The following is a 21872-nucleotide window of genomic DNA, read 5'->3' on the forward strand; positions in this document are numbered from 1 at the left end:
CCTCCTCGACGAGATCCTGGGACCGCAGGCCGTTGCGGGCGGCGAAGGAGCCCACGGCGCTGTAGGTGATGTCGAGGTCGTCGTGCGGACCGCGATGGGCGGCGACGATCTGCTGTGCCGTCGGATGGCCCGTCTCGTCCGCGGCGCCGGACCCGGTCCGGAGGAAGTCCCGGACGTCCGCCAGCGGGAGGTCGAGTTCCCGCAGCCGCCGGATGGTCAGCGCCGGCTTGATCTGCGCGGAAATTCCGCCGTGCCCTCAGTGGCGGTCGGTGGGGACGAGGTGGGCGAGGAGTACGGCTGCGTCGTCGTTCGGGTGGGCGGTGGTGAGGCAGGCGGTGGTGATCTGGTGCAGGGCGAGGGCGGCCGCGTCGTGCGCGCTGGCCGCGAGCTCTGTGCGGAGCTGCCTTCGGGCGTGGTCGGGGTCGGTGTGCGGGGTGTCGGTGAGCCCGTCGGTGTGCAGGAGGAGTCTGCTCCTGGGCGGAAGGGTCACGCGGGTGGTCGGGTACGACGTGTCGGCGAGGACGCCCAGCGGGAGGCCGGGCGTGACATGAGGGGCCGGCGCGCCGTCCGGGGTGTGGACGAGGGGCGCGGGGTGGGCCGCCGTGGCGCAGTCGAGGCGGCCGGTGTCGGGATCGAGGGCGATGAGGCAGCAGGTCGCCAGGAGGGCTTGCTCGGGGGCGGCGTCGTTTTCGGCGGTGAGCAGGTTGTTGGTGTGGTGGAGGATCGTGGCGGGGTCGGGGGTGAGGGCCGCGTAGGCGCGCAGGGCTGTGCGCAGACGGCCCATGAGGGCGGCGGCCTTGGTGTGGTGGCCTTCGACGTCGCCGATGGTCAGGGCGATGCGTCCGTCGGCCAGGGGGAAGGCGTCGTACCAGTCGCCGCCGGCGTGGGCGTGCGGGGCGGCGGGGTAGTAGGCGGCGGCCAGGTGCAGGCCGGGGTGCTGGGGCAGGTGAGCGGGGAGCAGGCTGCGTTGGAGGCGGACGGCGCGCTCGTGCTCGGCGTCGTAGGTGCGGCAGCGTTCCAGGGCGCGTCCCAGGAGCGCGCCGGCGGCGATGAGCAGGGGCTGGTCGGAGGCGTGGAAGGCGTGGGGGCGGTTGAAGGAGAGCATGCAGGCGGCCGGGATGCCGGGGTCCGCCGACGGCAGCGGCAGAGCGGCCCAGGCGTGGCGTTTGAAGCGGGGCAGAGTGGCGGTGCAGTGGGGGTAGGCGGACAGCAGGTCGTGACGGGAGGGGGAGAACACGGCCTGCTGGTTGCGCAGGGCGTCGGTGAGCGGGGTGCGGGCGGTGAGGCAGACGCGGTCGACGGCGGCGCGGTGTTCGTCGTCGTAGCCGACGGTGGTGACGACGTGGGTGCGGCCGTGGCGTGCCTCCGCGATGACCAGGGCGTCGGCGCCGAAGACGGCCAGGGCCTCGCAGGCGGCGGCCGCCAGTTCCCGTGTTCCGCTCGCGCTGGCGGCGCTGGCCGCGAGGGAGATCATGCGGTCCGCGCGCCGGAGTTGTTCTCGCAGGAGCGCCTCGCGCTGGCCGAGTTGCTCCGCGTCGTCGGTGATGTCGGTGACGTGGCCGGTGACCGTCGTCGACTTGCCGACGTCGTCCAGGTCGCTGGTGCAGTGCGCGCGCAGGTGGCGTATGCGGCCGCCGTCCGTGGTGAGGCGGTAGTTCGCCTCGAAGGTGCCGGGTTGGGCGCGCAGGCGGTGCAGGATCTCCTCGATGGACGCCAGGTCGTGGGCGGGGATCCGGCGCAGGATGTCGGTCAGCGGGTGGCGTCCGGGACCGGGCAGGGCGTGCTGCCGGGCGAAGGTGTCGTCGCACTGCACCTGCTCGTCGGCCAGGTCGAGGCGGAAGGCGCCGGTCGCGCGCGGTGTGAGGCGTGGGAGGGATGCCTCGGTGCGGCTCGTTCCCACCAAGCCGGGGAGGTAACGATCCAGCAGGTTCGCGGCTTCGCGCAGGAAGTCCTGCTCCGTGGTCGGGAAGGAGACGATGCCGGGGCGCAGTGCCACCGCGACTCCGTGGCCCTTGGTCAAGGGCAGCACCATCCAGGCCGTGGCCCCGGCCTTCGCCGGCAGGGGGTAGGGGCCCGGTGTTCCGCACCCGGCACGCTCCTGGCCGAGGGCCGCCCGGCTCACCGGCCACACTTCGCCGGTGGACAGCGGTCGCAGCGGAGGCTGCCAGCGTCCGCCGAGCCCCGCCACCCCGCACGGAAACAGATGCGTGCCGTCCACTTGGAAGAGCATCACGGTCCAGCCCACGCGGCCCATCCACGCACATGCCCGTGCCAGGGCTTCCGTCATGCCTCCCAGATCGGCCGCCACGGCCAGCGACTGCTCCAACTCGCCCAGCCTGGGGGGTGCGTGACGGTCCTCTGCGCTGTCCCCGATGCCCACGGCAGCCGTCTCCTCTCACCGCCTTGCTTGGGAAGAAGACGACCGTATATCTGACATAACGACCTTTCATGTCGCTGTCCGTTGTTGACCGTTAAAGGGGAGTGCTGGCCGTGTGGGCGGCGGAGGCTGGCCTTGTGCGGTGCGAGCACGTGTCGAATCGGCAGGTGCATCGGTTCTGCCTCGTTTGACGGACGGGTCGGTTCGCCACTCCCCGGCCGGGTGGCGGGCTCAGGCGAAGTCTGCTGCCGTGATGCCGTCGGCGTGTCCGGAGGGCCACTCCACCAACTCGATCCGGTAGCCGTCCGGGTCCGTGAGCCACGATGTCTTCGGGCCGTGCGGGCCTCCCGGGTACTGGAGGGGTTCGGGGCTCAGACCGGCCTCGCTCAGCCTGTCCAGCGTGGTGGCGAGGCTCTCCACCTGGATCGCGAGATGGTCGAAGCCACTGCCCACGTCGACTGGATCGTGCCCGGGGCGGTGGACCAGTTCCAGCGAGGCCGCCGGTTCGCCGGGGAACTTGAGGATCAGGAGGCGAGCCCCGTCGCCGGCCTCGACCCTGCCCAGTTCGGCGTAGCCCAACGCGGTGTAGAAGCCGAGCGAGCGGTCCAGGTCGGTGACGGGGTAGGAGACGAACAGCGTCTTCACGCGGCCTCCCCGGACCGACGCACCCGATAGCGCAGATGCGTGACGTCTCGGTCCTCGAGCCGCCGGACGAGGTCGAGTTCGAAGTGTTCGCCGCCCAGACCGTCGAACAGCCGTCGACCGTCTCCGAGGAGGACCGGAACCAGGTGGATCTCCATCTCGTCCAACTGCCCGGCGCGCAGCAGTGCTTGAGCCGCCCCCGCCCCGTGCACCATCACCGGCCGGTCCCCGGCGGCGGCGCGAGCCTGACGGGCGCAGTCCTCGACGTCGGTGACGAAGCATGCGTGGCCGGGCGGCACGTCCCCCTCGTCCACCCGGTGGGTCAGGACGAAGATCTGCACGCCGTCGTGATGGTCGCCCCGCCAGCGCCCGGCGAGTTCGAAGGTCCGCCGGCCGGAGATCAGCGCCCCGGTCGCCAGCGCTTCGCGGTGGACCTGCCCGCTCGGGCCCTCGGATTCCCGGTCGTCGAGCCAGTTGAAGAGCCGTCCGCCGTCGCGTCCGAGCTCTTGCCCCGGCCGATCGTCCGGGCCGGCGATGTAGCCGTCGAGCGACATCGACATGTAGAGCCGAATCGGATTGCTCATCCTGGCCTCCTTCTCCTCCGGGACACCGGAATCCCGCTGGGTCCGCCGATGCGGCCGACCCGTCACAAGGAAGACCTCGGGCGCCCGGCGAACTCATCGCGATGGCGGAGCGGAGGGGTGGCAGACACCATGGGCCTGGTCTGTTTCGATCCTCGGCGGAGTCGGCCCGGGCCGACACAGCAACGAGGGCGGCACAGGTATCGCGAACCGTGTGCCGCCCTCCTGCCGCACTGCGTCAGACGGCGGGCTGAGCGGCCTCCGCGGCCGGGGCGGGCTCCGTCTGTGCCGCGGCGGCCCGGCCGGGCAGGGTGAGCACGGCCAGGAAACCGGCGACCGCCACGGCGGCGAAGAAGTAGAAGCCCCAGGGGTGGCCGATGCCGGCCGCCACGAGGGCGCCGGTGATCGACGGGCCGACGATCGAGCCGATCCGGCCGATGCCGGAGGCCGAGCCGAGGGCGGTGCCGCGGACATCGGCCGGATAGAAGTTCGTCACGTACGCGTAGACCAGCACCTGGGCCGAGAAGACGAACACGCCGGTGAGGAAGACGACGGTGTCGAGCAGCAGGTCGCTGTGCATCCGGATGCTGAGGCAGGCCAGCATGGCCACCGAGACCGCGAACCAGCCGAGCGTGGTGAGCTTGATACCGCGCCGGTCGGCGACGAAGCCGCCCAGGACCAGACCGGCGACACCGCCGATGTTGAGGATCAGCAGCTGGGTGACGGCCGTGGGGACGGGGTAGCCGGCGTCGTTCATCAGCTTGGGCAGCCAGGTGTTGAGGCCGTAGACCAGGAGCAGACCCATGAAGGAGGCGACCCAGATGCCGATGCCGGCGCGCAGGTAGGCGGGTTTGAGGAGTTCGCCGAACGCCACGCGCCGGGAGGCGGGTGCTTCCTTGGCGCGGACGAACGCCTCCGACTCCGGCAGGCGGAACCACTGGATGGCGGCGACGAGGAGTCCGGCGACGCCGAGGACGTAGAACAGGACCTGCCAGTTCTTCGTGACCTGCAGGGCCAGCAGGGACGTGATCACGGCACCGGTGTGGTAGCCGGTCATGGTCAGGGTGCTGGCGCGCGCCCGCCGTGCGGCGGGCATGTGCTCGGCCATCATCGTCAGCGACGCCGGCATGCAGGCGCCGAGGCCGACACCGGCGACGAGCCTGAGCGCGGCGAACATCCCGACGGACGTGGCCAGGGGCACCAGGAGGGTGAAGACGGAGAACTCCACCACCGAGCCGATGAGCAGCAGGCGGCGTCCGAAGCGGTCGGCGAGCGGACCGACCAGGACGGCGCCTATGGCGACGCCGACGAGTGACAGCGTGGCGACCGTGGTGGCGTCCGTGGCCGTCATGCCCAGGTGACGGGTCTTGAGCAGGGTGGGGATGATGGCGCCGAGGACGACGAGGTCGTACCCCTCGAGCATGACGGTGATCCAGCACAGGACCACGGTCCAGACGTTGCGGTCGGAAGCGCCTGCTGTCGACGCTGTGCCCGCGGTGTCGGGCGAGGTGATGGGTGTCATGGCTGCGTTCCCTCTGGAGCGGCTGCGGGGGACGGGCTGGGGACCGGGGTGACGGGCGGGGCTCAGTACGGGTAGTCGGCGATGTCGGGGCGGACGGTGACCCACTGGGTCTCGGTGAAGGCCTCGACGTTGGCGGCGGCTCCGCCGAACCGGGACCCGGTGCCGGAGGCCTTGACGCCGCCGAAGGGTGCGTTGGGCTCGTCGCCGACGGTCTGTTCGTTGATGTGGACCTTGCCGGAGTCGATGCGGTCGGCGAGCTTCATCGCCGTGCCGACGTCGCCGAGGATGCCGACGGACAGGCCGTACTCGCAGTCGCTGACGATCCGCGCGGCCTCCTCCAGCGTGGAGAAGCCGATGACGGGGGCGACGGGGCCGAAGATCTCCTCGCGCCAGGCCGGCATGTCGGTGGTGAGGCCGGTCAGGACGGTGGCCTGGTATCCGGCGCCCTCGATCTCGCCGCCCGCGGCCAGCGTCGCGCCCGCCGCGACGCTGTCGCTGACGATGCCGTGCACGCGCTCCAGTTGCCGTCGGTCGATGATCGGGCCGAGCGCCACGTCCTCGCGGGCGGGGTCGCCGACCGGCAGCGCCCGGGCCTTCGCGGCCAGGACGGCGGTGTACTCGTCGAGCAGCGACTCGTGCACGATGTGGCGGCCGGTCGTCATGCAGATCTGTCCCTGGTGCAGATACGAGCCGAAGGCACCGGCGGAGGCCGCCTTGGGCACGTCGGCTCCCGGCAGCACCACCAGGGCGTTGTTCCCGCCGAGTTCGAGGTGGGCGCGCTTGAGCAGACGGCCGGCCTGCTCGCCGATCGCGCGGCCGACCGGAGTGGAACCGGTGAAGGAGATCACCCGCACCTCGGGTGCCTCGACGACCGCCTGGCCGACCGAGCCGTCTCCCGGCAGCAGGTGCAGCACCCCGGAGGGCAGCCCGGCCTCCTCGAAGACACGGGCGATGACGACCCCGCCGCTGACCGCCGTACGGGGATCGGGCTTCAGCAGGACCGCGTTGCCCAGTGCCAGCGCGGGCGCGACCGAGCGAAGGCCGAGGACGAGCGGGAAGTTGAACGGTGCGATCACGCTCACGACGCCGGCGGGGCGGCGCCGGGCGAACGACCAGCGGGCCTCGTCGGAGGTGAGCACCTCGCCCTGGGGATGCGTGGGCAGCCCCGCGCACTCGAAGCACTCGCCGACCGCCAGCCGCACCTCGAACCCGGCCTTGGCTCGCACCGAGCCCGCCTCGCGTACCAGCCAGTCCTCGATCTCGGAGGCGTGCTCGGTGAACAGTTCGCCCGCGCGGCGCAGTACGGCCGCCCGCTGCTGCGGAGGCGTGGCAGCCCAGGCCCGCTGCGCCGCGGCGGCGCGGGCGGCGGCCCGGCGCACGTCGTCGGGTGCGGCCAGGCCCACGGTGCCGAGCTGCGCGCCGGTCGCCGGCTCCGTGACCGGGTGTTCGCGGGTGGCGTCCTGCCAGCCGTCGCTGAGGAACTTCTTGCTCCAGACGTCGCTGTCCAGGAGGGTCATCGGTCTTCCTTCCGTCATCCGAGGGGGATGAGTGCTGCGAGGAGGGGGTGCGGGATGGGAGGCGTGGCGGGCATGCGGGTCACGACGGTGTCGTGAGCGCCGTGTCGACCTGGATGAGCCGCGGTCCCTCCGGGCGCCGGGACAGCAGCGCCCGCAGTTCGTCCACGCTCCCGGCATGCTGGGCGTGCACCCCGTAGCCCTTGGCAATGCGCGTGAAGTCCAGGCCGGGGATGTCCATGCCCGGTGCGTCGGGGACACCCAGCAGGCCGCTGAACCAGCGCAGCGCTCCGTAGGTTCCGTTGCGCAACAGCACGACGGTCAAGGGGAGGCGTTGCCGGGCGGCCGTCCACAGGGCGGTGATGCCGTAGTTGGCCGAGCCGTCTCCGATGACGCCGACGACCGGCCGGTCCGGCTGGGCCATGGCGACCCCGACCGCGCCGGGCAGGCCGAAGCCGAGTCCGCCCGCTGCCGGGAAGTAGTAGGAGCCGGGCCGCCGCAGGTCCATCTGACGCCACCACGAGGAGTTCGTCGAGGTCGACTCCACCACGTACGCCGTGTCGCCGGGCAGTTCGTCCCGGAGCGAGGCGAACACCTCCTCGGGGTGCAGCCGTGTTCCCTGTCCGGTGGCCGGCGCGGGAGCGGGCCGGAACCCGCCCGCCGGCTCCTTGGCCGCGTCGAGTGCCTTGAGCAGCAGATCGATGACGGCGGCGGGGTCGGCGACCAGTGCCTCGCCCATCGGGGCGCGTGCGGCGGCGGAGGCGTCCTCCGTGACCTGAATCAGCCGGGTGCCCTCGGGCAGATACCGGCCGGGCAGGTACTCGTGATAGCGGAAGACCGGCGCCCCGAGCACCAGCACGAGGTCATGTCCCTCGAACTCCCGGGAAACGGGCTCGATTCCGGCGGGCAGCACACCGTGGAACTGCGGGTGGCGGTTGGGGAAGGGCAGCCGGAACAGCGAGGGTGCCGCCCACACCGGACCGCCGAGCCGCTCGGCCAGGCGCACCGCGTCGTCGAAGAGGCCGGCGGAGTCGATGTCACCGCCGAGCACCAGCGCGGGGCTGCGCGCGGCGGCGACCGCTTCGGCCAGCGAGCGCCCCTGGTCCGCACCGGGCACACCGGCGCGCTGCACCTGCCGGTCCAGTACGGCCGACGCGTTCTCGCCCGCGTCCGCCGCCCAGTCGTCGTAGGGGACGGACAGGTAGGTGGGCCGGCGCTGCAACCGCGCCTCGAAGACGGCCTGGGCCAGGGCCCGGGGCACGTCCTGGGCGCAGGCCGGTTCGGCGGCCCAGCCGACGAGGGGCTTCATCAGCGACGGGGCGTCGACATTGGCGAGGTTGGCCTCCGGCCCGATGGCCGGCCGCACCTGCTGACCCGCGACGACGACGAGGGGCGTGCGCGAGGCGACGGCGTTGGTGAGCGCGCCCATCGCGTTGCCGGAGCCGGAGGCGGCGTGCAGGTTGACGAGCACCGGACGGCCTGTGGCCTGCGCGTAACCGTCGGCCATGCCCACCACGGCACCCTCGTGCAGCCCCAGCACATAGCGAAAACCCTCCGGCAGTTCGGCGAGGAAGGGCAGCTCGTTGGAACCGGGATTGCCGAAGACGGTGGTGAGCTCCTGGCGCTGGAGGAACTCATGGCAGACACGGCGCACGGAGGGCACAGACGTTCCTTTCGCGTTGACGTCGCGTTGACGTCGCGTTGACGTCGTAGTGACGCAGGACACGCTAGGCACCGCACGACATACGGACCAATAAATGTTGGCGCGCCGCGATATAGAGTCCGTCGATATGAGCAGCTTCGATCTCAACCTGGCCCGCGTCTTCGTCCTGCTCTACGAGACCGGCAGCGTCACGGCGACCGCCGAAACGCTGCACGTCACCCAGCCCACGGTGAGCTACAGCCTGGCCAAGCTGCGCCGGCACTTCGACGACGAGCTCTTCCGGCGCACCGGCCGCGGCCTGACCCCGACCGCCGGCGCCCAGCGCCTCTACGAGCCGCTGCAGCGGGCGCTGGCCGGTATGGACGCGGTGATCCGCCAGGACGACGACTTCGACCCGGCCACCATGCCCAGCCGCTTCACCATCGCCCTCTCCGACCTCGGCGAGGCCACCCTGCTGCCCCGGCTGGCCGCCGCGGCCCGCGAACGCGCGCCCCGCGTCTCCTTCACCGTCCGCCCGCTGGACGTGGACGCAGCCGAGAGCCAGCTGCGCCGCGGTGAACTCGACGCCTTCGTCGCCACCCCGGTCCTGACGTCCCACCGCACCGTCCGTATCCCGCTCTTCCACGAGCGCTACGTCGGTATGGTCGCCGCCGACCACCCCCGCGTCCGCGGTGCGTCCGTCACGCTGGCGGATCTCACGGCCGAACACCATGCGACGGTCTACGGCCCCCACGGCCACGTCGTGCCCCGCTCGCTCCTGGCCACCCACGGTCTCCTGGAGCGCGTCGCCGTGGACGCCACGCGCTTCACGATGCTGCCCTACCTGCTGGAGCACACCGATCTCATCGCGATCGTCCCCGAGTACGTCGGCGAGGTCTTCACCGCCTCCCACCGCCTTCGCCTGGTGAGACTCCCGTTCGACACGGAGCCCATCGAGGTGGCGCTGTACGCCCGTCACGAGGCGTCACGCAGTCCGTCCCAGCGGTGGCTGGTGCAGTTCATGGCGGACGTGCTGGGGGAGCTCGTCAGCCCGGCACAACTGCCGCCGAGCGCCCCCTGAGCGCTGAGGGCCTGTCGTCGCCCTCCGCACGCTCGGGGCATGCGCATACCCGTGTCCGATGGCTCGGCCGGCCGCAGCACCAGGGACGATCGCCGGTAAGCTGCGACGGTGCGCACAGTCGAGCTCCTGTTGGACCAGTCGGCGGAGTCGGCGGTCCGCGAAGCGTGGCGGCGGCTCGCGGACGCGGGGCTCCCCAGTCAGGCACGCCACCGGTCACCGACCAACAGCCCCCACCTCACCCTGGCCGCCTGCGCGGAGCTGACCGCCCCGATCCGCTGGGAGCTCGCCGAGGTGGCCGCCTCCCTGCCGCTGCCGGTGCGCTTCACCGGCGTGATCCGCTTCGAGCGGCCCACCTCGGTGCTCGCCTGGGCGCTGGACTGCGATTCCGCACTGGTCTCCCTGCACCGCCGCGTGTGGGACGCGGTGGCCTCGGACAGCGCGCCAGGGACCCTCAACCCCTTTCACGAGCCCGGGCGTTGGAGCCCGCACATCACCCTCGGCCGGACCCGCAGGGCCGGTGCCTTCGCCGACCGGCGCGTGCCCGAACTGCTGCCGACGCCACCGCTGTCGGTCCACCTCACCACCCTGCGCAGCTACGACACCGAGACGGGCGCCCTGGAGGTGCTCCAGCCCCGCCCGTGAGACGGTTCTGCCTCGGAACAGGACTGCCGCGACGCCCACCGGACACCGTCGACCGTCCCACGGCCCCGCGGCCCACTGCCTCGGAAGGCGCAAGCCGTCACCGCGGCTGCGCCGAATATCCTCACGGACGTGATCGACAAGGCGACGACGGACCTGCGCGAAGGCGCTCCCACGACGGCGCGTCTCCGCGATGTCCTCCACCGCGCCGCACGTGTAGTGATCGCCGAACTGGCCTCGCGAGCGTCCTGACCGCATGGGCCTGGGGTGGCCACCAGAGAGTCCATCGGCGGCCTGCAATGGTATGACAGTGCGGTCCAGCGGCAGTTGCTCGCCGAAGATCCCGATCACATCCTCGCCGCGCTCACCGTCCGCCAGCCGAACCCTGCCCAACTCGACCGCGCGGCGCAGCTCTTGGCGTCGTTCGAGTGGACCGGAGCGTACGGGCGTCAATTGCCCGAACCCTTGCGGTCGATGCTGATCGAGCACATCCGGACACACGGTACCGAGCCCATGAAGTTCCGGATGCGCCACGGCTACCACGGTGCTGAGCAGTCCGTCTGACAACGCATCACGCGCATGACGCCCCGTCACCCGGCGGCAGCCATACGTCGTAGAAGCTCCTCCCGCGTCACGTCTTCGACGTGGGTCAGAAACACCCACAGGTGACCGGCAGGGTCCTTGAGAATGACAGTGCGGTCACCGTGGAACATGTCCTTCGGCGGCTGGACGATCTCAGCCCCCGCGGCTTCCGCGCGTGCCGCCAGGGCGTCGACGTCCGGTACGAAGACATGCAGCGTGACGGACGTACCTCCGCCGAGCGAGGCAGGCGCGGCGAAGGAGGCGGCCTCCGCCTCGTCCACGCCGGCGTCGCCCAGCATCAGGGCCGACCGTCCGATGGTGATCTCGGCGTGCAGAATCCCGCCGCCCGGAGCGTCGACCCTGAAGTCCTCACGGGCGCCGAACGCCCGCTGGTAGAAGTCGATCGCCGCGGCGGCGTCGTCGACCATGATGTGGGGGATCACCGCATAGCGGTAGCGATCGGGGATCTCGATGGGGGCAGTGCGCTCGGTCACGTCGAACCTCCAGGACAGGCACCGCCGGTCGGCCCCTGCGGCACTGGAACGAACCTAGAAGCTCGAGCTTGGTTGAGGTCAAGCGTGTGGGTCTCCGCGCGCAATGCGCGCGCTACCAGTCGTGGACGGTTCCGTCGCGCAGCCTGTTCACCGGCAGGTATGCCGGCTGGTAGGGGAACCGGGCCGCCGCCTCGGTGTCGAGGTCGACGCCGAGGCCGGGGGTGTCGGAGGGGTGCAGCAGCCCGTCCTTGAACCAGTACGAGGTGCGGAAGACCTCCAGGGTCCGGCCGGAGTGCTGCATGTACTCCTGGATGCCGAAGTTGTGCACGGCGAGGTCGAGATGGAGGGCGGCGGCCATGCCCACGGGCGAGATGTCGGTGGGGCCGTGCATCCCGGACTTGATGCCGTAGACACCCGCGAGGTCGAGCAGCTTCTTCATCCCGGTGACGCCGCCGGCGTGGGTGACCGCGGAGCGCACGTAGTCGATCAGCCGCTCGTGCAGCAACGTGGTGTAGTCGTAGACCGAGTTGAAGACCTCGCCGATGGCCAGCGGTGTCGTCGTGTGCTGCCGGATCAGGCGCAGCGCCGCCTGGTCCTCGCCCGGTGTGGCGTCCTCCAGCCAGAACAGGTCGTAGGGCTCCAGTGCCTTGCCCAGGCGAGCGGCCTCGATCGGCGTCATCCGGTGGTGCCCGTCGTGGAGCAGGGGCAGTTCGGGGCCGAACTCGGCGCGCACGGCCTCGAAGACGGTGGGCAGGTGCCTCAGATAGGCGCGGGTGTCCCAGGTCTCCACCGCGGGAAGCGGCCGTTCGCTGCCGGCGGTGGCGCGGCGTGCGGGTTCGTAGTCGTAGCGCTCGCCGCCGCCGGCACTGGAGGCGGCGACGCCGTATACGGAGTCCAGGCCGGGTATGCCGGTCTGGATGCGGATGGCGCGGAAGCCCGCCTCCAGGTGTGCGCGGACGGAGTCGAGGAGTTCGGGCACGTCACGGCCGGAGGCGTGGCCGTAGGCGAGCGCTCCGGTGCGGGACGCGCCGCCGAGGAGCTGGTAGAGGGGCATGCCGGCGGCTTTGGCCTTGATGTCCCACAGCGCCGTGTCGACGGCGGAGATGGCGGCCATGGTGACGGGACCGCGCCGCCAGTAGGCGCCGCGGTACAGGTACTGCCAGGTGTCCTCGATGCGGGAGGCGTCGCCGTCGGCGATCAGCGGCAGGACGTGGTCCTCCAGGTAGGACCTGACGGCCAGTTCGCGGCCGTTGAGCGTGGCGTCGCCCAGGCCGACGAGGCCGTCCTCGGTGGTCAGACGCAGGGTGACGAAGTTGCGTCCGGGGCTGGTGACGATCACTTCGGCGGACTTGATGCGCATGGCGGTTCCCCCAGTGTTCGGTCGGTTGGTCGGAGGTCCGGCAACACCCCCAGCGGGGCTGGGAGTCGGGCGTCAGTGGGTGCGGATGCGCCGGGCCAGTTCGGTCTGGACCTCGGCGACGATCCGCTCGGGAGGCAGGGTCGCGTCGATGGTCATGCCGGCCTCGTCCTCCTCCAGCGGTTCGAGGTCGGCGAATTGCGTGGACACCAGGGAGGCGGGCATGAAGTGGTCCTCCCTGCCCGCCACCCGGGATCTGGCCTCGTCCTCGTCGAGTGCGAGGTGGACGAAGAACACGTCGGGGCGGGCGACGCGCAGCAGTTCGCGGTAGATGCGTCTGAGGGCGGAGCAGGTGATCACCAGCCCCTCCTCCGGGGCGGCGGCCCGCATGCGGTCGGCGATGGCGGCCAGCCACGGGCTGCGGCTGCGGTCGTCGAGGGGGATGCCCTTGGTCAACGACTCACGGTTGCGCGGGGGATGGAACAGATCACCCTCCTCGAAGGGCACGCGCAGCGAGTCCGCCAGGTGGCTGCCGACGGTGGTCTTGCCGCACCCGCTGACCCCCATGACGACGACGGGGACGTGCCCGGCGTGGATGACGGCGGCCATGGCTTTTCGGAAGCCCGCACGGTAGGCGGCGGGCAGCCCGTCCACGTCGAACTGGCGCAGCCCGGCGCGCAGTCGGGCGAGGACGACGGGGTCGTGCAGTCGCCCGCGCCGGATCTCGGCCATGATGGCCTCCGCGAAGGCCTCCGCGGCCGTCGCCAGCCCTTGGTCGACGGCGTAGGCCAGTCCCATGTGGAACCACATGGCGATCGGCTGCGGCCGCACCGGATAGCTCTGGACGGTGTCGGCACCGACGGCGGCCGGTACGGGGGCCAGTCTTGGTTCCTCGTCACCGTAGGACCACCGGTCGATGCGGTGGTTGAGGGCCATCACGACCGGGTGCGCCAGGCGCAGGAAGAGTTCGTTGCGCGAGCCGGCGAGGAGGCTGCGGTGGAAGGCCGCGTCGACGTCCCGGAAGCGCTGGCGGACCGCGGCGCCCTCCCGCCGACGCGCGAAGTCCGGGTCCTCGCTGAGCGCGAGCAGGGTGCGCGCGTGGCTGGTCAGGTCGTGGCAGATCTCCGCGGAGCGGCTGACGGCGGCCAGCCTGGCGGCGCGGGGCTCGATCACCTCGCGCAGCTCGGTGAGCGAACGCATCTGGCTGGAGGGCGCCACCTCCAGCCGCCAGGAGATGACGTCGGCGTCCAGCAGGTCCCAGCGTTCCAACGGCTGTACGGTGGCGCCGATCCGGGCCTGCAGATTGACCAGGCCCTTTTGGTGCAGCGCCTGCAGCGCCTCGCGGGCCATGGGCCGGGTGACCCCGAACTCGTGCATCACGGCGTCCACCGTCAGGTGCTGGTCGCGAGGCTTGCCGCCCTCCACGATCTGACACCCCAGCCGGCCGACCAACTTCGCCGTAGAACCCCGCAACGCGTCCTCGGACCCTGCGGGCAGGTCCGGTTCGGGACCAGTCATGGCGTTGATGCTAGGTCACAGCGCTTCTCTGGTCACCGCTGCGGCGGGCCATAGAAGGTGTGCGGGAGCTCTCGGGGGCGCACGGCGGAGCGCATGAGCGGCAACGACTGCTCCCGAGCGACCCGTTGGGAACGTGATGACACATCAGAAGCCTTTTCTGATACCGCTCACATGCGTACCGTGGTCGACATTCGAGTTGCTTCGGTGGCGCCGGAGCGCCGGCCGGGAGTGCGCGTCCGCAGCGACGCCACCGGGCCGGTGCAGGCGCGCGGCAGCCGGCAACGGGCTGCCCCATCCCGTCCTGACGCAGCCGCAGGAGAGCCGCATGCCCGAACCGACCTCGCCCACGCCCCCGCCGGAGCGACTGTCACTGCGCTGGGCCCTGATCCTGCTGGCCTCGGTCGTGGCGGGCCTCCTGGCGGGCCTGCTCACCTACGCCGGGTCGGGCAACTGGCCCGGCTCCCTGCTGGCGGCGCTCGGCGCGAGCGGAGCGGCACTCACGGCACTGCCCCTGCTGCTGTGACACCGCCCGCGACGTACCGGGCCTCACGGACGTGATCCACGAGAGAACCCGCGCTGTCCGCGGCCGCCGATATCGTGGCCGCCGTGAGGGTGGGTACGGAAGAAACGCGGCTGGTCGTGCTGCGCGGCAACAGTGCCTCGGGGAAGTCGGCCGTCGCGGCCGGTCTGCGCGAGCGCTTCGGCCGCGGCCTGGCCCTGGTCGGTCAGGACAACCTTCGCCGCGTCGTACTGAGAGAGCGTGACCGGCCCGGAGCGGCGAACATCGGACTGATCGATCTGACCGCCCGCTACGCCCTGGACGCGGGGTTCCACGTGGTGGTCGAAGGCATTCTCTACGCGGACCACTACGGCGACATGCTCGCGCAGTTGCGCGCCGACCATCGCGGACCGAGCCACGGCTATTACCTTGACGTGCCGTTCAGTGAAACCCTCGCCCGGCACGCGACCAAGCCGATCGCCGACGACGTCGACGCCGCGCAGCTGCGCGACTGGTACCGGCCGCAGGATCTGCTGCCCGGAGGCCTGGAGACCGTCATCGGTGCCGACAGCTCACTGAACGACACCGTCGACCGCATCATGAACGACACGGGCCTGGTCCACCTGCCCGCGATGGAGCGCTGACTCGCTCAGAGATGCCACAGAGGGGCGCGCTCGCCCGCCGCAGAACCGGGGGAGTGCCGGTGAGCCCGCGGCATCCGGCTAGCCTTCCGCCGTGGAGCCCTACTTCGATCCGGTACCTCTGCTCGGCGATGCGCGCGAAGCGTTCCTGGGGCGATGGCGGGATCGGAAGTGGCTCAACGTGCCCGGGCCGTTCTACGGGGCCGAGACGGACAACTGCGGCACGGGCCGACTCCACGCCCCAGGGCTGGTGCTCTACGAAGCCGACCACTTCACGGAGTACGTCTACCGGCAGCCCCGGACGCCGGACGAGCTGCGGCGGCTGGTCGACGCGGCGCAGGCCGAGACGCTCTCCGGTTACGGCTGTGACGGCGACACCCACTGGACGCCGGCAGCGGTCCGGGAATGGTGGCGCGACCGCGGGCGGGTCAAGGAGTATCTGCTGAGCCGGCGAGCCGACTGGGAGGCCGACGACGCGAAGGCGGGGCAAGGAGTGGCCTCGGCGGCCGAGCACTATGCCGCCTACCTCGACGGCGAGCTCGCCGCGCACCTGCGGACCTACGTCTTCTGGCTCGAGGAGCGACGGTCTCCGACGGCGGCGGACCGTCTGCCGCTGCTCTGAGCGGGCCGTCGCCGGGCGTTCGGCAGGCCGGGACGGAACGCCCCGGCCGTACACGACGTGCCTACTCCTTGGGCGGCTTGACGGCGATGTCGAGGTAGAAGGCGTCGATGCTGCGGACGGCCGCCTCGAAGTCCTCCAGGTTCACCGGCTTGGTGACGTAGGCGTTGGCGTGGTGGCGGTAGGCGCCGGTGACGTCGTCGGGGGCCGCGGAGGTGGTCAGCACGACGACCGGGATGGTCCGCAGGTCGGGGTCCTCCTTGACCACGGCGAGGAACTCACGGCCGTTCATGCGGGGCATGTTGAGGTCGAGCACGATGAGGTCGGGGCGCTCGTTGTTCGGGTCGCGCAGGTACTCGAGGGCCTCGACGCCGTCGGACACCTGCGTGAGGTTGCGGGTGCCGCGTTCGGCGAGGGCGTCCTGTATCAGCATCGCGTCGGCGAGATCGTCCTCGACCAGCAGCACGTCGTAGGGGCGGGTGGCGGCGGCAGCGGCCATGAGTCACGAACTCCAGGGTGTGGGACGGGGGGCTGGGTGGGCGGTGCTGTGGGTGATCAGGCCGGGCCAGCGACGCCGGGCTCCTTGACGGCTCATGCTCAGGGCACGCCCGATCTCGGGATAGCCGGCTCCGCTGGCGGCCGCGGCGTGGGCGGCCTGGTCCTCCAGCCGGCGTGCGGCCAGTTTGACGCCTGCGAGGATCTGTAGCCGTAGCAGAGCGTGTCGCCGCAGGTCGTCGGCCGCCTCGGCGGTGGGTTCTGCCGAGGTGAGAGGGCTCTCCTGCATCAGCTTTCGGGTGAGCTCCTCCACCAGTTGAGTCAGCAGCGTGGCCATGTCCTCGTTCGGCGGATGAGTGGCGAAAGGCGGACGGGGCATGGGATCACCCTAAGACGTCGATCTCGGATGCGACAACACACGTTGTCGGTGCCACGGGTAAAGTGTGCTGGCCGCGCATCACGGCGCGACCCGGATGGCCGGCCGAGGGAGAGTTGTGGACCGCGATGACGAGTAAGCCGTCGCATCATGAGGGCGCGTTTTCCGCGTGGACCACGCGGCGCTGGCTGCGGCTGGGCGTGGCGAGCACGCTGGCCGTCCTGGCGGTGCTGGGATCCCTGGGCGGCTGGGCCATGTGGCGCACCTCACAGACCACGGCGTTGCTGACGGACCGGCGCTCACCCGCTCTGATCGAGTCCATCCGGTTGGAGGAAGCCCTGGTCAACCAGGAGACCGGCATTCGCGGCTACGGCATGTCCGGGCGGCAGGACTTCCTGGACCCCTACGCGGAGGGGGTGTCCGACGAGAAGGCGGCCATGAAGCGGCTGCGGCCCCTGCTCCACGGCGACGAACGAGCCCTCGACGACATGGCCGAGGTGGAGAGGCGTATCAACACCTGGCAGGAGCGAATAGCCCGCCCGGTCTCCGCTGCGTCCCCCGCCCAGGCGGCTCGGATCACCACGGCACGTACTGCCGAGGGCAAGACCACCTTCGACGCGCTGCGCCGGGCGATGGCCGCCCAGCAGACCCACCTGCAGGACGAACGGACGGCGGCTACCCGCGACCTGCGACGCGCGGAAACCCTGCGCAACTGGATGTTCGCCATCATCGCGGTTGTCATCGTCATGGTCGCGGTCCTGGTCTTCGAGGGCCTGCGGCGTGGCATCACCGGGCCGCTGAGCCGGCTCGGCGCGGCCGCCCGCGACGTCTCGCAAGGGCGTTTCGACCGGTCCCTCACGGGCGCCGGCCCCGCCGACCTGCGCCGGCTCGCCTCCGACCTGGAGGCCATGCGCCTGCGCCTGCTGGAAGAGCTGCGGTTCAGCGAGGCCGCCCGCACGCTGCTGGACGAGCAGGCGGAGGACCTCAAGCGCTCCAACACGGAGCTCGAGCAGTTCGCCTACGTAGCCTCACACGACCTGCAGGAACCGCTGCGCAAGGTGTCCAGCTTCACCCAGCTCCTCCAGCGCCGCTACGGAGGGCAGCTGGACGCGAGGGCCGATCAGTACATCGCCTTCGCCGTCGACGGCGCCAACCGCATGCAGACCCTCATCAACGACCTGCTGGCCTTCTCCCGGGTCGGCCGCGTCCACAACGACCATCAGACGGTGGATCTCGAAGCGGTCCTCGGCCGGACCCTGGACACGTTGAGCGTGGCCGTCGAGGAGAGCGGCGCCGAGATCACCCACGACACCCTGCCCACCGTCGTCGGAGACCCGACGCAGATGGGCATGCTCTGGCAGAACCTGCTCTCCAACGCCATCAAGTTCCGCAGCCCCGACCGGCCGCCCCGCATCCACATCAGCGCCGCCTTCGACGACGGCCACTGGGAGTTCGCGGTCACCGACAACGGCATCGGCATCGCGCCGGAGTTCCAGGAGAAGATCTTCGTCCTGTTCCAGCGGCTGCACACCAAGGACGCCTACCCCGGAACCGGTATCGGCCTGGCCATGTGCAAGAAGGTCGTGGAGTTCCACGGCGGCACGATCAAGATCGACCCCGAGTACCGGCAGGGCACCCGCGTCGTCGTCACCCTTCCCGCCATGACGGCCGAGACCGCTGTGACCTCCGAAACCCCTGCCGCCTCCGAGACGGTCGCAACCGCCGATGCGGCCGCAGCGGCCTCGACGGGGGCTGCAGACAGGAGACAGCCGTGACCGCCCCCCTCGCAGACCGCGACGGGTCGTACGACCTGCTGCTGGTGGAGGACGACGACGGCGACGCCCTCCTCGTCGAGGAACTCCTCTACGACACCGATCTGCCGCACCACCTCACCCGCTGCCGTACGGCCGCCGACGCGCGTCGCGTGCTTTCCGCACGTGCTGTCGACTGCGTTCTGCTCGACCTGCACCTGCCGGACGCGTCCGGGGTGGAGACGGTCAAGGCGATCCAGAAGGACACCCACGCCGCCATCATCGTCCTGACCGGACTGGACGAACCCCGTGCCGGAGTCGATGCCCTCGCGGCCGGCGCCCAGGACTACCTGATCAAGGGCAAGGTCGAACCGGACCTGATGCAGCGCGCCATGCGCTACGCCATTCAGCGAAAGCAGGCCGAACGCGCCAACGCCGCCCTGCAGATCGGCCGCCTGCGCGCCGAGGAGAACGCACGTCTCGAACGGGGCCTGCTGCCGGAGCCCCTCCTGTCGTCCGCGACCGTCACCGCCTCCAGCCGCTACTACCCCGGGCGGGCACAGGCCCTGCTCGGCGGTGACTTCCTCGATGTCGTCCAGACCGACGACGGACAGGTCCACGCCGTCATCGGCGACGTCAGCGGCCACGGACCCGACGCCGCGGCACTAGGCGTGTGCCTGCGCATAGCCTGGCGCGCACTGACCCTCGGCGGCCACCGCAACCAGCAGCTGCTCCACCTGCTGGAGCAGATCCACATCGCCGAGCGCGCCGGCAGCGACCTGTTCACCACCTGCACCCTCATCACCCTCGACCCGAACGAGGCCAGCCTCACCCTGCACCTGGCCGGCCACCACGAACCGCTCCTCATCACCCCCGACGGGACCGGCGAGGTCACCGCCGCACACGGAGTCGCGCTGGGCATCGCACCCGGGCTGGGCAAGTGGCCCGCCACCACACTCGCCCTCCCGCCGCGTGGCGCGCTCCTCGCCTACACCGACGGTCTCATCGAAGGCTACGCGGGTGACACGACCAATCGGCTGGGTGTGGAGGGACTTCTCCGGATCATCGACACACTCCCCACATCCGACCCCGGCGCTCAGCTGGACGATCTCATCGCCCGCACCCGCACCCTCAACGCCAGCCGGCACACCGACGACCTCGCCGTCCTGCGCCTCGACTGGAACACCGACGCTCCTCGTCCAGCCGCGACGACGCGGGGCAGCGCGCCGTAGCCCTCGCGCCGTGATGACCTGTCCGGCACCGCACAAGCCTTGGAAACCTGGGCGATCATCGCGCCCGTCCCCTGGGTCGTGCGGCACGCCTCGCTTGGATGCGGCGGTGCGGGGCGCCCTCAGAACGCGGACAGCGTGAGCGTGAAGCCGGTCGGCCGGGTGTCCTGGATGTACGAGGCGAAGTCCGCGACGTCGTCGAACGCGAAGCCATAGGCCTTGCCGTCCTTGGTCGCCGCGTGGATCGCCTTCGCGTAGTGGTTGGTCAGCTCGCCCTGGTAGAAGGCGGCGGGGTCGGTGGCGGGCTGGGCGGTGTCGGTGAGCAGCGTCGAGCGGTTGAAGCCTGCCCCCAGGACGGCGGCGACGGGGCCGGTGGTGCCGTCGTTGGGCGCGGCGAGGTTGCCGTCGCAGAAGAGCACGTCGCGGGTCGAGGGCTTGGCGAAGGAGACGGAGGCCGGCCCGTCGAAGGTGAGGCGCTCCCCACGTACGCGGCCGGTGAACGTGCCGGCGTTGGTGGTGACCTTGAGGTCCTTGCCGGTGTACGTGCTCCACACCTCGTCGATGTACGGCGCGAAGTAGTCCGCGGCGAACAGGCCCGCGTCCAGACCGTGGCCGGGCGCGATGATGCGTGTGTCGTCGACGACCAGCCGCGCGTACTCCTCGACCTGCTTGACGGCGGCGAAGGCGGCGGCGCGGCCGCCGTCGCGCAGGGCACCTGTCGTCTGGTCCTTCTCACCGGTGAGCCGGATGCTCATGGGCACGCTGAACATGTCCACCATGGTGGTGTTGCAGAACATCCCGGCCGCGTTGTACGTGAACTCCGCGCAGTCGTGCAGGATGCCGTAGTTGGGGTCCGAGGCGACCCACCCGGCCGGGTACTGCAGCGCCGCGTTGCCGTTGCCGTCGGTGACGGCCTTGAACTTGAGTTTCTCGCCGAGCGAGACGTAGATGCGGCCCGACATGTGGGGCAGGGACAGCTTCGTGTCGCCGCTGCCGGACAGGGGGATGGCGTAGTCGGTGAAGCCGTCGGCGCCGTTGTCCGACAGGGAGATGGGGGCGACGGTTCCGTCCGGGGTGAGCCGGACCTGCTTGCCGTCCAGGTTGCCGACGACGTAGAGGTGCACGGAGGTGTTGGCGAACGAACCGCTGTTGTTGACGACGGTCACCGGGAGCGCGTCGCTCGCGGCGGTGCCGTCCTGGCTTGCCAGGGCGTACGGGGCGACGGTGGCGATCGCCGGGACGGCGACGGCCGCGCCGCCGAGGGCGAACAGCATCTTGCGACGGGTCAGGTTGCGCTGGTGACGGGGTGTCATGAGTACTCCTTGGGTCCCGGCCTGCGAAGCCGGGGTGCTCGGGGGAACGGGGAGAAGGCGCGGGTGGCCGGGCGCGAGCCGGGGACGCTCAGCTGAGGGTCCACTTCTGGTTCGCGGCGCCGGTGCATGTCCAGATCTGCAAGGGAGTGCCGTCGGCTGAGGAGTTGCCCTTGGCGTCGAGGCACTTGTCGGCACCGGTGTTGGTCAGGTCGTGGGCGGCGGTGTAGGTCCATTGCTGGGCCGCCGTGCCGTTGCAGGTGTAGAGCTGTACGACCGCGCCGTCGTCGTGCGAAGCGGCCTTGACGTCAAGGCACTTGCCGAGGGCCCGTACGGTGCCGTCGCCGCCCAGGGTCCACTTCTGGGCGTCGTTGCCGGTGCAGTCGTGCAACTGGACGGGGGTGCCGTCGGCGGTGCCGGCGCCCGCGACGTCCACGCACATGTCGCCGATGCCCTTGATCGCGCCGGTGCCCGTGGTGGTGCCGGTACCGCTGCTGCCGGAGTCCGAGGTGGTGACGTGCACGTAGTCGACGGTCATCGTCTGCGGGAACGAGGTGGTGGCGTCGGGGCTGCCGGGCCAGTCACCGCCGACGGCGAAGTTCAGGATGATGAAGAACGGATGGTCGTAGACCCACTTGTTGCCGCCGACGTCGGCGGGGGTGCGGGTCTCGTAGACCTGTCCGTCCACGGACCACTTGATCGCGGACGGGCTCCAGTCGACGGCGAAGACATGGAAGCCGTCGGCGAAGGACTTGCCGTTCGGCAGGGTGTACGCGGCGCCGATGCCGCCCGAGCCGGAGTACCCGGGACCGTGGATCGTGCCGTGGACGGTGCCGGGCTCGCTGCCGACGTTCTCCATGATGTCGATCTCACCGCTGTTCGGCCAGCCGGCGCTGCCGAGGTCGTCGCCCAGCATCCAGAACGCCGGCCAGACGCCTTGGCCCCGCGGCACCTTGATGCGGGACTCGAAGTGGCCGTACTTCTGGGTGAAGGTCTTCGCCGT

The 21872-nt window shown here is 70.9% G+C and carries 21 protein-coding genes; 8 read left to right on the top strand and 13 right to left on the bottom strand.

The features are described 5' to 3' along the window. Nucleotides 1–256 precede the first annotated feature (256 nt). From M8J74_RS44780 to mdlC, 6 genes are all read right to left on the bottom strand, one after another. Nucleotides 257–2380 (bottom strand): SpoIIE family protein phosphatase, encoded by a 2124-nt coding sequence (locus M8J74_RS44780; protein ID WP_249835349.1) that lies wholly within the window; start codon nt 2378–2380, stop codon nt 257–259. Nucleotides 2381–2608: 228 nt separating this feature from the next. After that, nucleotides 2609–3022, bottom strand: coding sequence for a VOC family protein (locus tag M8J74_RS05760; RefSeq protein WP_249835350.1), 414 nt, complete (start codon nt 3020–3022; stop codon nt 2609–2611). Next, a complete protein-coding gene (locus M8J74_RS05765) occupies nt 3019–3603 on the bottom strand; it encodes a dihydrofolate reductase family protein (protein WP_249835351.1) in 585 nt (194 codons plus the stop codon). The genes M8J74_RS05760 and M8J74_RS05765 overlap by 4 nt, the downstream gene beginning before the upstream one ends. 235 nt (nt 3604–3838) lie before the next feature. Next, on the bottom strand, nt 3839–5122 hold the full coding sequence (locus tag M8J74_RS05770) for an MFS transporter (RefSeq protein ID WP_249835352.1): 1284 nt from the start codon (nt 5120–5122) through the stop codon (nt 3839–3841). A gap of 62 nt (nt 5123–5184) precedes the next feature. Beyond that, on the bottom strand, nt 5185–6639 hold the full coding sequence (locus tag M8J74_RS05775) for a benzaldehyde dehydrogenase (protein WP_249835353.1): 1455 nt from the start codon (nt 6637–6639) through the stop codon (nt 5185–5187). A gap of 79 nt (nt 6640–6718) precedes the next feature. Then, a complete protein-coding gene (mdlC, locus tag M8J74_RS05780; protein ID WP_249835354.1) occupies nt 6719–8299 on the bottom strand; it encodes a benzoylformate decarboxylase in 1581 nt (526 codons plus the stop codon). Nucleotides 8300–8426: 127 nt separating this feature from the next. On the opposite strand from mdlC, the gene M8J74_RS05785 reads away from it, so the two are divergent. From M8J74_RS05785 to M8J74_RS05795, 3 genes are all read left to right on the top strand, one after another. Next, nucleotides 8427–9359, top strand: coding sequence for a LysR family transcriptional regulator (locus M8J74_RS05785; RefSeq protein ID WP_249835355.1), 933 nt, complete (start codon nt 8427–8429; stop codon nt 9357–9359). Nucleotides 9360–9467: 108 nt separating this feature from the next. After that, nucleotides 9468–10001 carry a 2'-5' RNA ligase family protein gene (locus M8J74_RS05790; protein WP_249835356.1) on the top strand — a complete coding sequence of 178 codons (534 nt, stop codon included), beginning with the start codon at nt 9468–9470 and terminating at the stop codon, nt 9999–10001. A gap of 264 nt (nt 10002–10265) precedes the next feature. Next, entirely contained in the window at nt 10266–10562 is a 297-nt protein-coding gene (locus M8J74_RS05795) for a hypothetical protein (RefSeq protein ID WP_249835357.1), read from the top strand. A gap of 26 nt (nt 10563–10588) precedes the next feature. Here M8J74_RS05795 and M8J74_RS05800 read toward each other — a convergent pair whose 3' ends face one another. The 3 genes from M8J74_RS05800 to M8J74_RS05810 form a co-directional block, all read right to left on the bottom strand. Beyond that, nucleotides 10589–11074, bottom strand: a complete 486-nt coding sequence (locus M8J74_RS05800) for a VOC family protein (RefSeq protein WP_249835358.1) — start codon at nt 11072–11074, stop codon at nt 10589–10591. A 112-nt stretch (nt 11075–11186) separates the two neighbouring features. Beyond that, the gene (gene manD / locus M8J74_RS05805; RefSeq protein WP_249835359.1) at nt 11187–12434 is read right to left on the bottom strand and encodes a D-mannonate dehydratase ManD; all 1248 of its coding nucleotides are present in this window, start codon (nt 12432–12434) and stop codon (nt 11187–11189) included. Nucleotides 12435–12506: 72 nt separating this feature from the next. Then, the gene (locus M8J74_RS05810; protein WP_249835360.1) at nt 12507–13949 is read right to left on the bottom strand and encodes a gluconokinase, GntK/IdnK-type; all 1443 of its coding nucleotides are present in this window, start codon (nt 13947–13949) and stop codon (nt 12507–12509) included. 325 nt (nt 13950–14274) lie between these two features. Here M8J74_RS05810 and M8J74_RS05815 point away from each other — a divergent pair, with 325 nt between their 5' ends. The 3 genes from M8J74_RS05815 to M8J74_RS05825 all read left to right on the top strand — a co-directional run bounded on the left by M8J74_RS05815 (nt 14275) and on the right by M8J74_RS05825 (nt 15711). Next, a complete protein-coding gene (locus M8J74_RS05815) occupies nt 14275–14472 on the top strand; it encodes a hypothetical protein (protein WP_249835361.1) in 198 nt (65 codons plus the stop codon). 74 nt (nt 14473–14546) lie between these two features. Beyond that, nucleotides 14547–15092, top strand: coding sequence for a P-loop NTPase family protein (locus M8J74_RS05820; RefSeq protein WP_249835362.1), 546 nt, complete (start codon nt 14547–14549; stop codon nt 15090–15092). Between the two features lie 91 nt (nt 15093–15183). After that, on the top strand, nt 15184–15711 hold the full coding sequence (locus M8J74_RS05825; RefSeq protein WP_249835363.1) for a ferredoxin family protein: 528 nt from the start codon (nt 15184–15186) through the stop codon (nt 15709–15711). Nucleotides 15712–15772: 61 nt separating this feature from the next. Here M8J74_RS05825 and M8J74_RS05830 read toward each other — a convergent pair whose 3' ends face one another. Further along, complete coding sequence (locus tag M8J74_RS05830) at nt 15773–16207, bottom strand: response regulator (protein ID WP_249835364.1); 435 nt, start codon at nt 16205–16207, stop codon at nt 15773–15775. A 3-nt stretch (nt 16208–16210) separates the two neighbouring features. Beyond that, entirely contained in the window at nt 16211–16582 is a 372-nt protein-coding gene (locus tag M8J74_RS05835; protein WP_249835365.1) for a hypothetical protein, read from the bottom strand. Between the two features lie 125 nt (nt 16583–16707). On the opposite strand from M8J74_RS05835, the gene M8J74_RS05840 reads away from it, so the two are divergent. Together M8J74_RS05840 and M8J74_RS05845 are read left to right on the top strand one after the other, a co-directional pair. Then, complete coding sequence (locus tag M8J74_RS05840) at nt 16708–18354, top strand: sensor histidine kinase (protein ID WP_249835366.1); 1647 nt, start codon at nt 16708–16710, stop codon at nt 18352–18354. Continuing rightward, complete coding sequence (locus M8J74_RS05845; RefSeq protein WP_249835367.1) at nt 18351–19562, top strand: PP2C family protein-serine/threonine phosphatase; 1212 nt, start codon at nt 18351–18353, stop codon at nt 19560–19562. Before M8J74_RS05840 ends, M8J74_RS05845 begins: the two co-directional genes overlap by 4 nt. A gap of 119 nt (nt 19563–19681) precedes the next feature. On the opposite strand, the gene M8J74_RS05850 is transcribed toward M8J74_RS05845, so the two are convergent. Together M8J74_RS05850 and M8J74_RS05855 are read right to left on the bottom strand one after the other, a co-directional pair. Further along, nucleotides 19682–20872 (bottom strand): glycoside hydrolase family 64 protein, encoded by a 1191-nt coding sequence (locus tag M8J74_RS05850; RefSeq protein ID WP_249835368.1) that lies wholly within the window; start codon nt 20870–20872, stop codon nt 19682–19684. A gap of 88 nt (nt 20873–20960) precedes the next feature. Continuing rightward, a partial coding sequence (locus M8J74_RS05855) for a glycoside hydrolase family 16 protein (RefSeq protein WP_249835369.1) occupies nt 20961–21872 on the bottom strand: 912 nt, incomplete at its 5' end.

It is taken from the genome of Streptomyces panaciradicis, from assembly GCF_023516615.1.
GTDB classification, from domain to species: Bacteria; Actinomycetota; Actinomycetes; order Streptomycetales; family Streptomycetaceae; genus Streptomyces; species Streptomyces panaciradicis.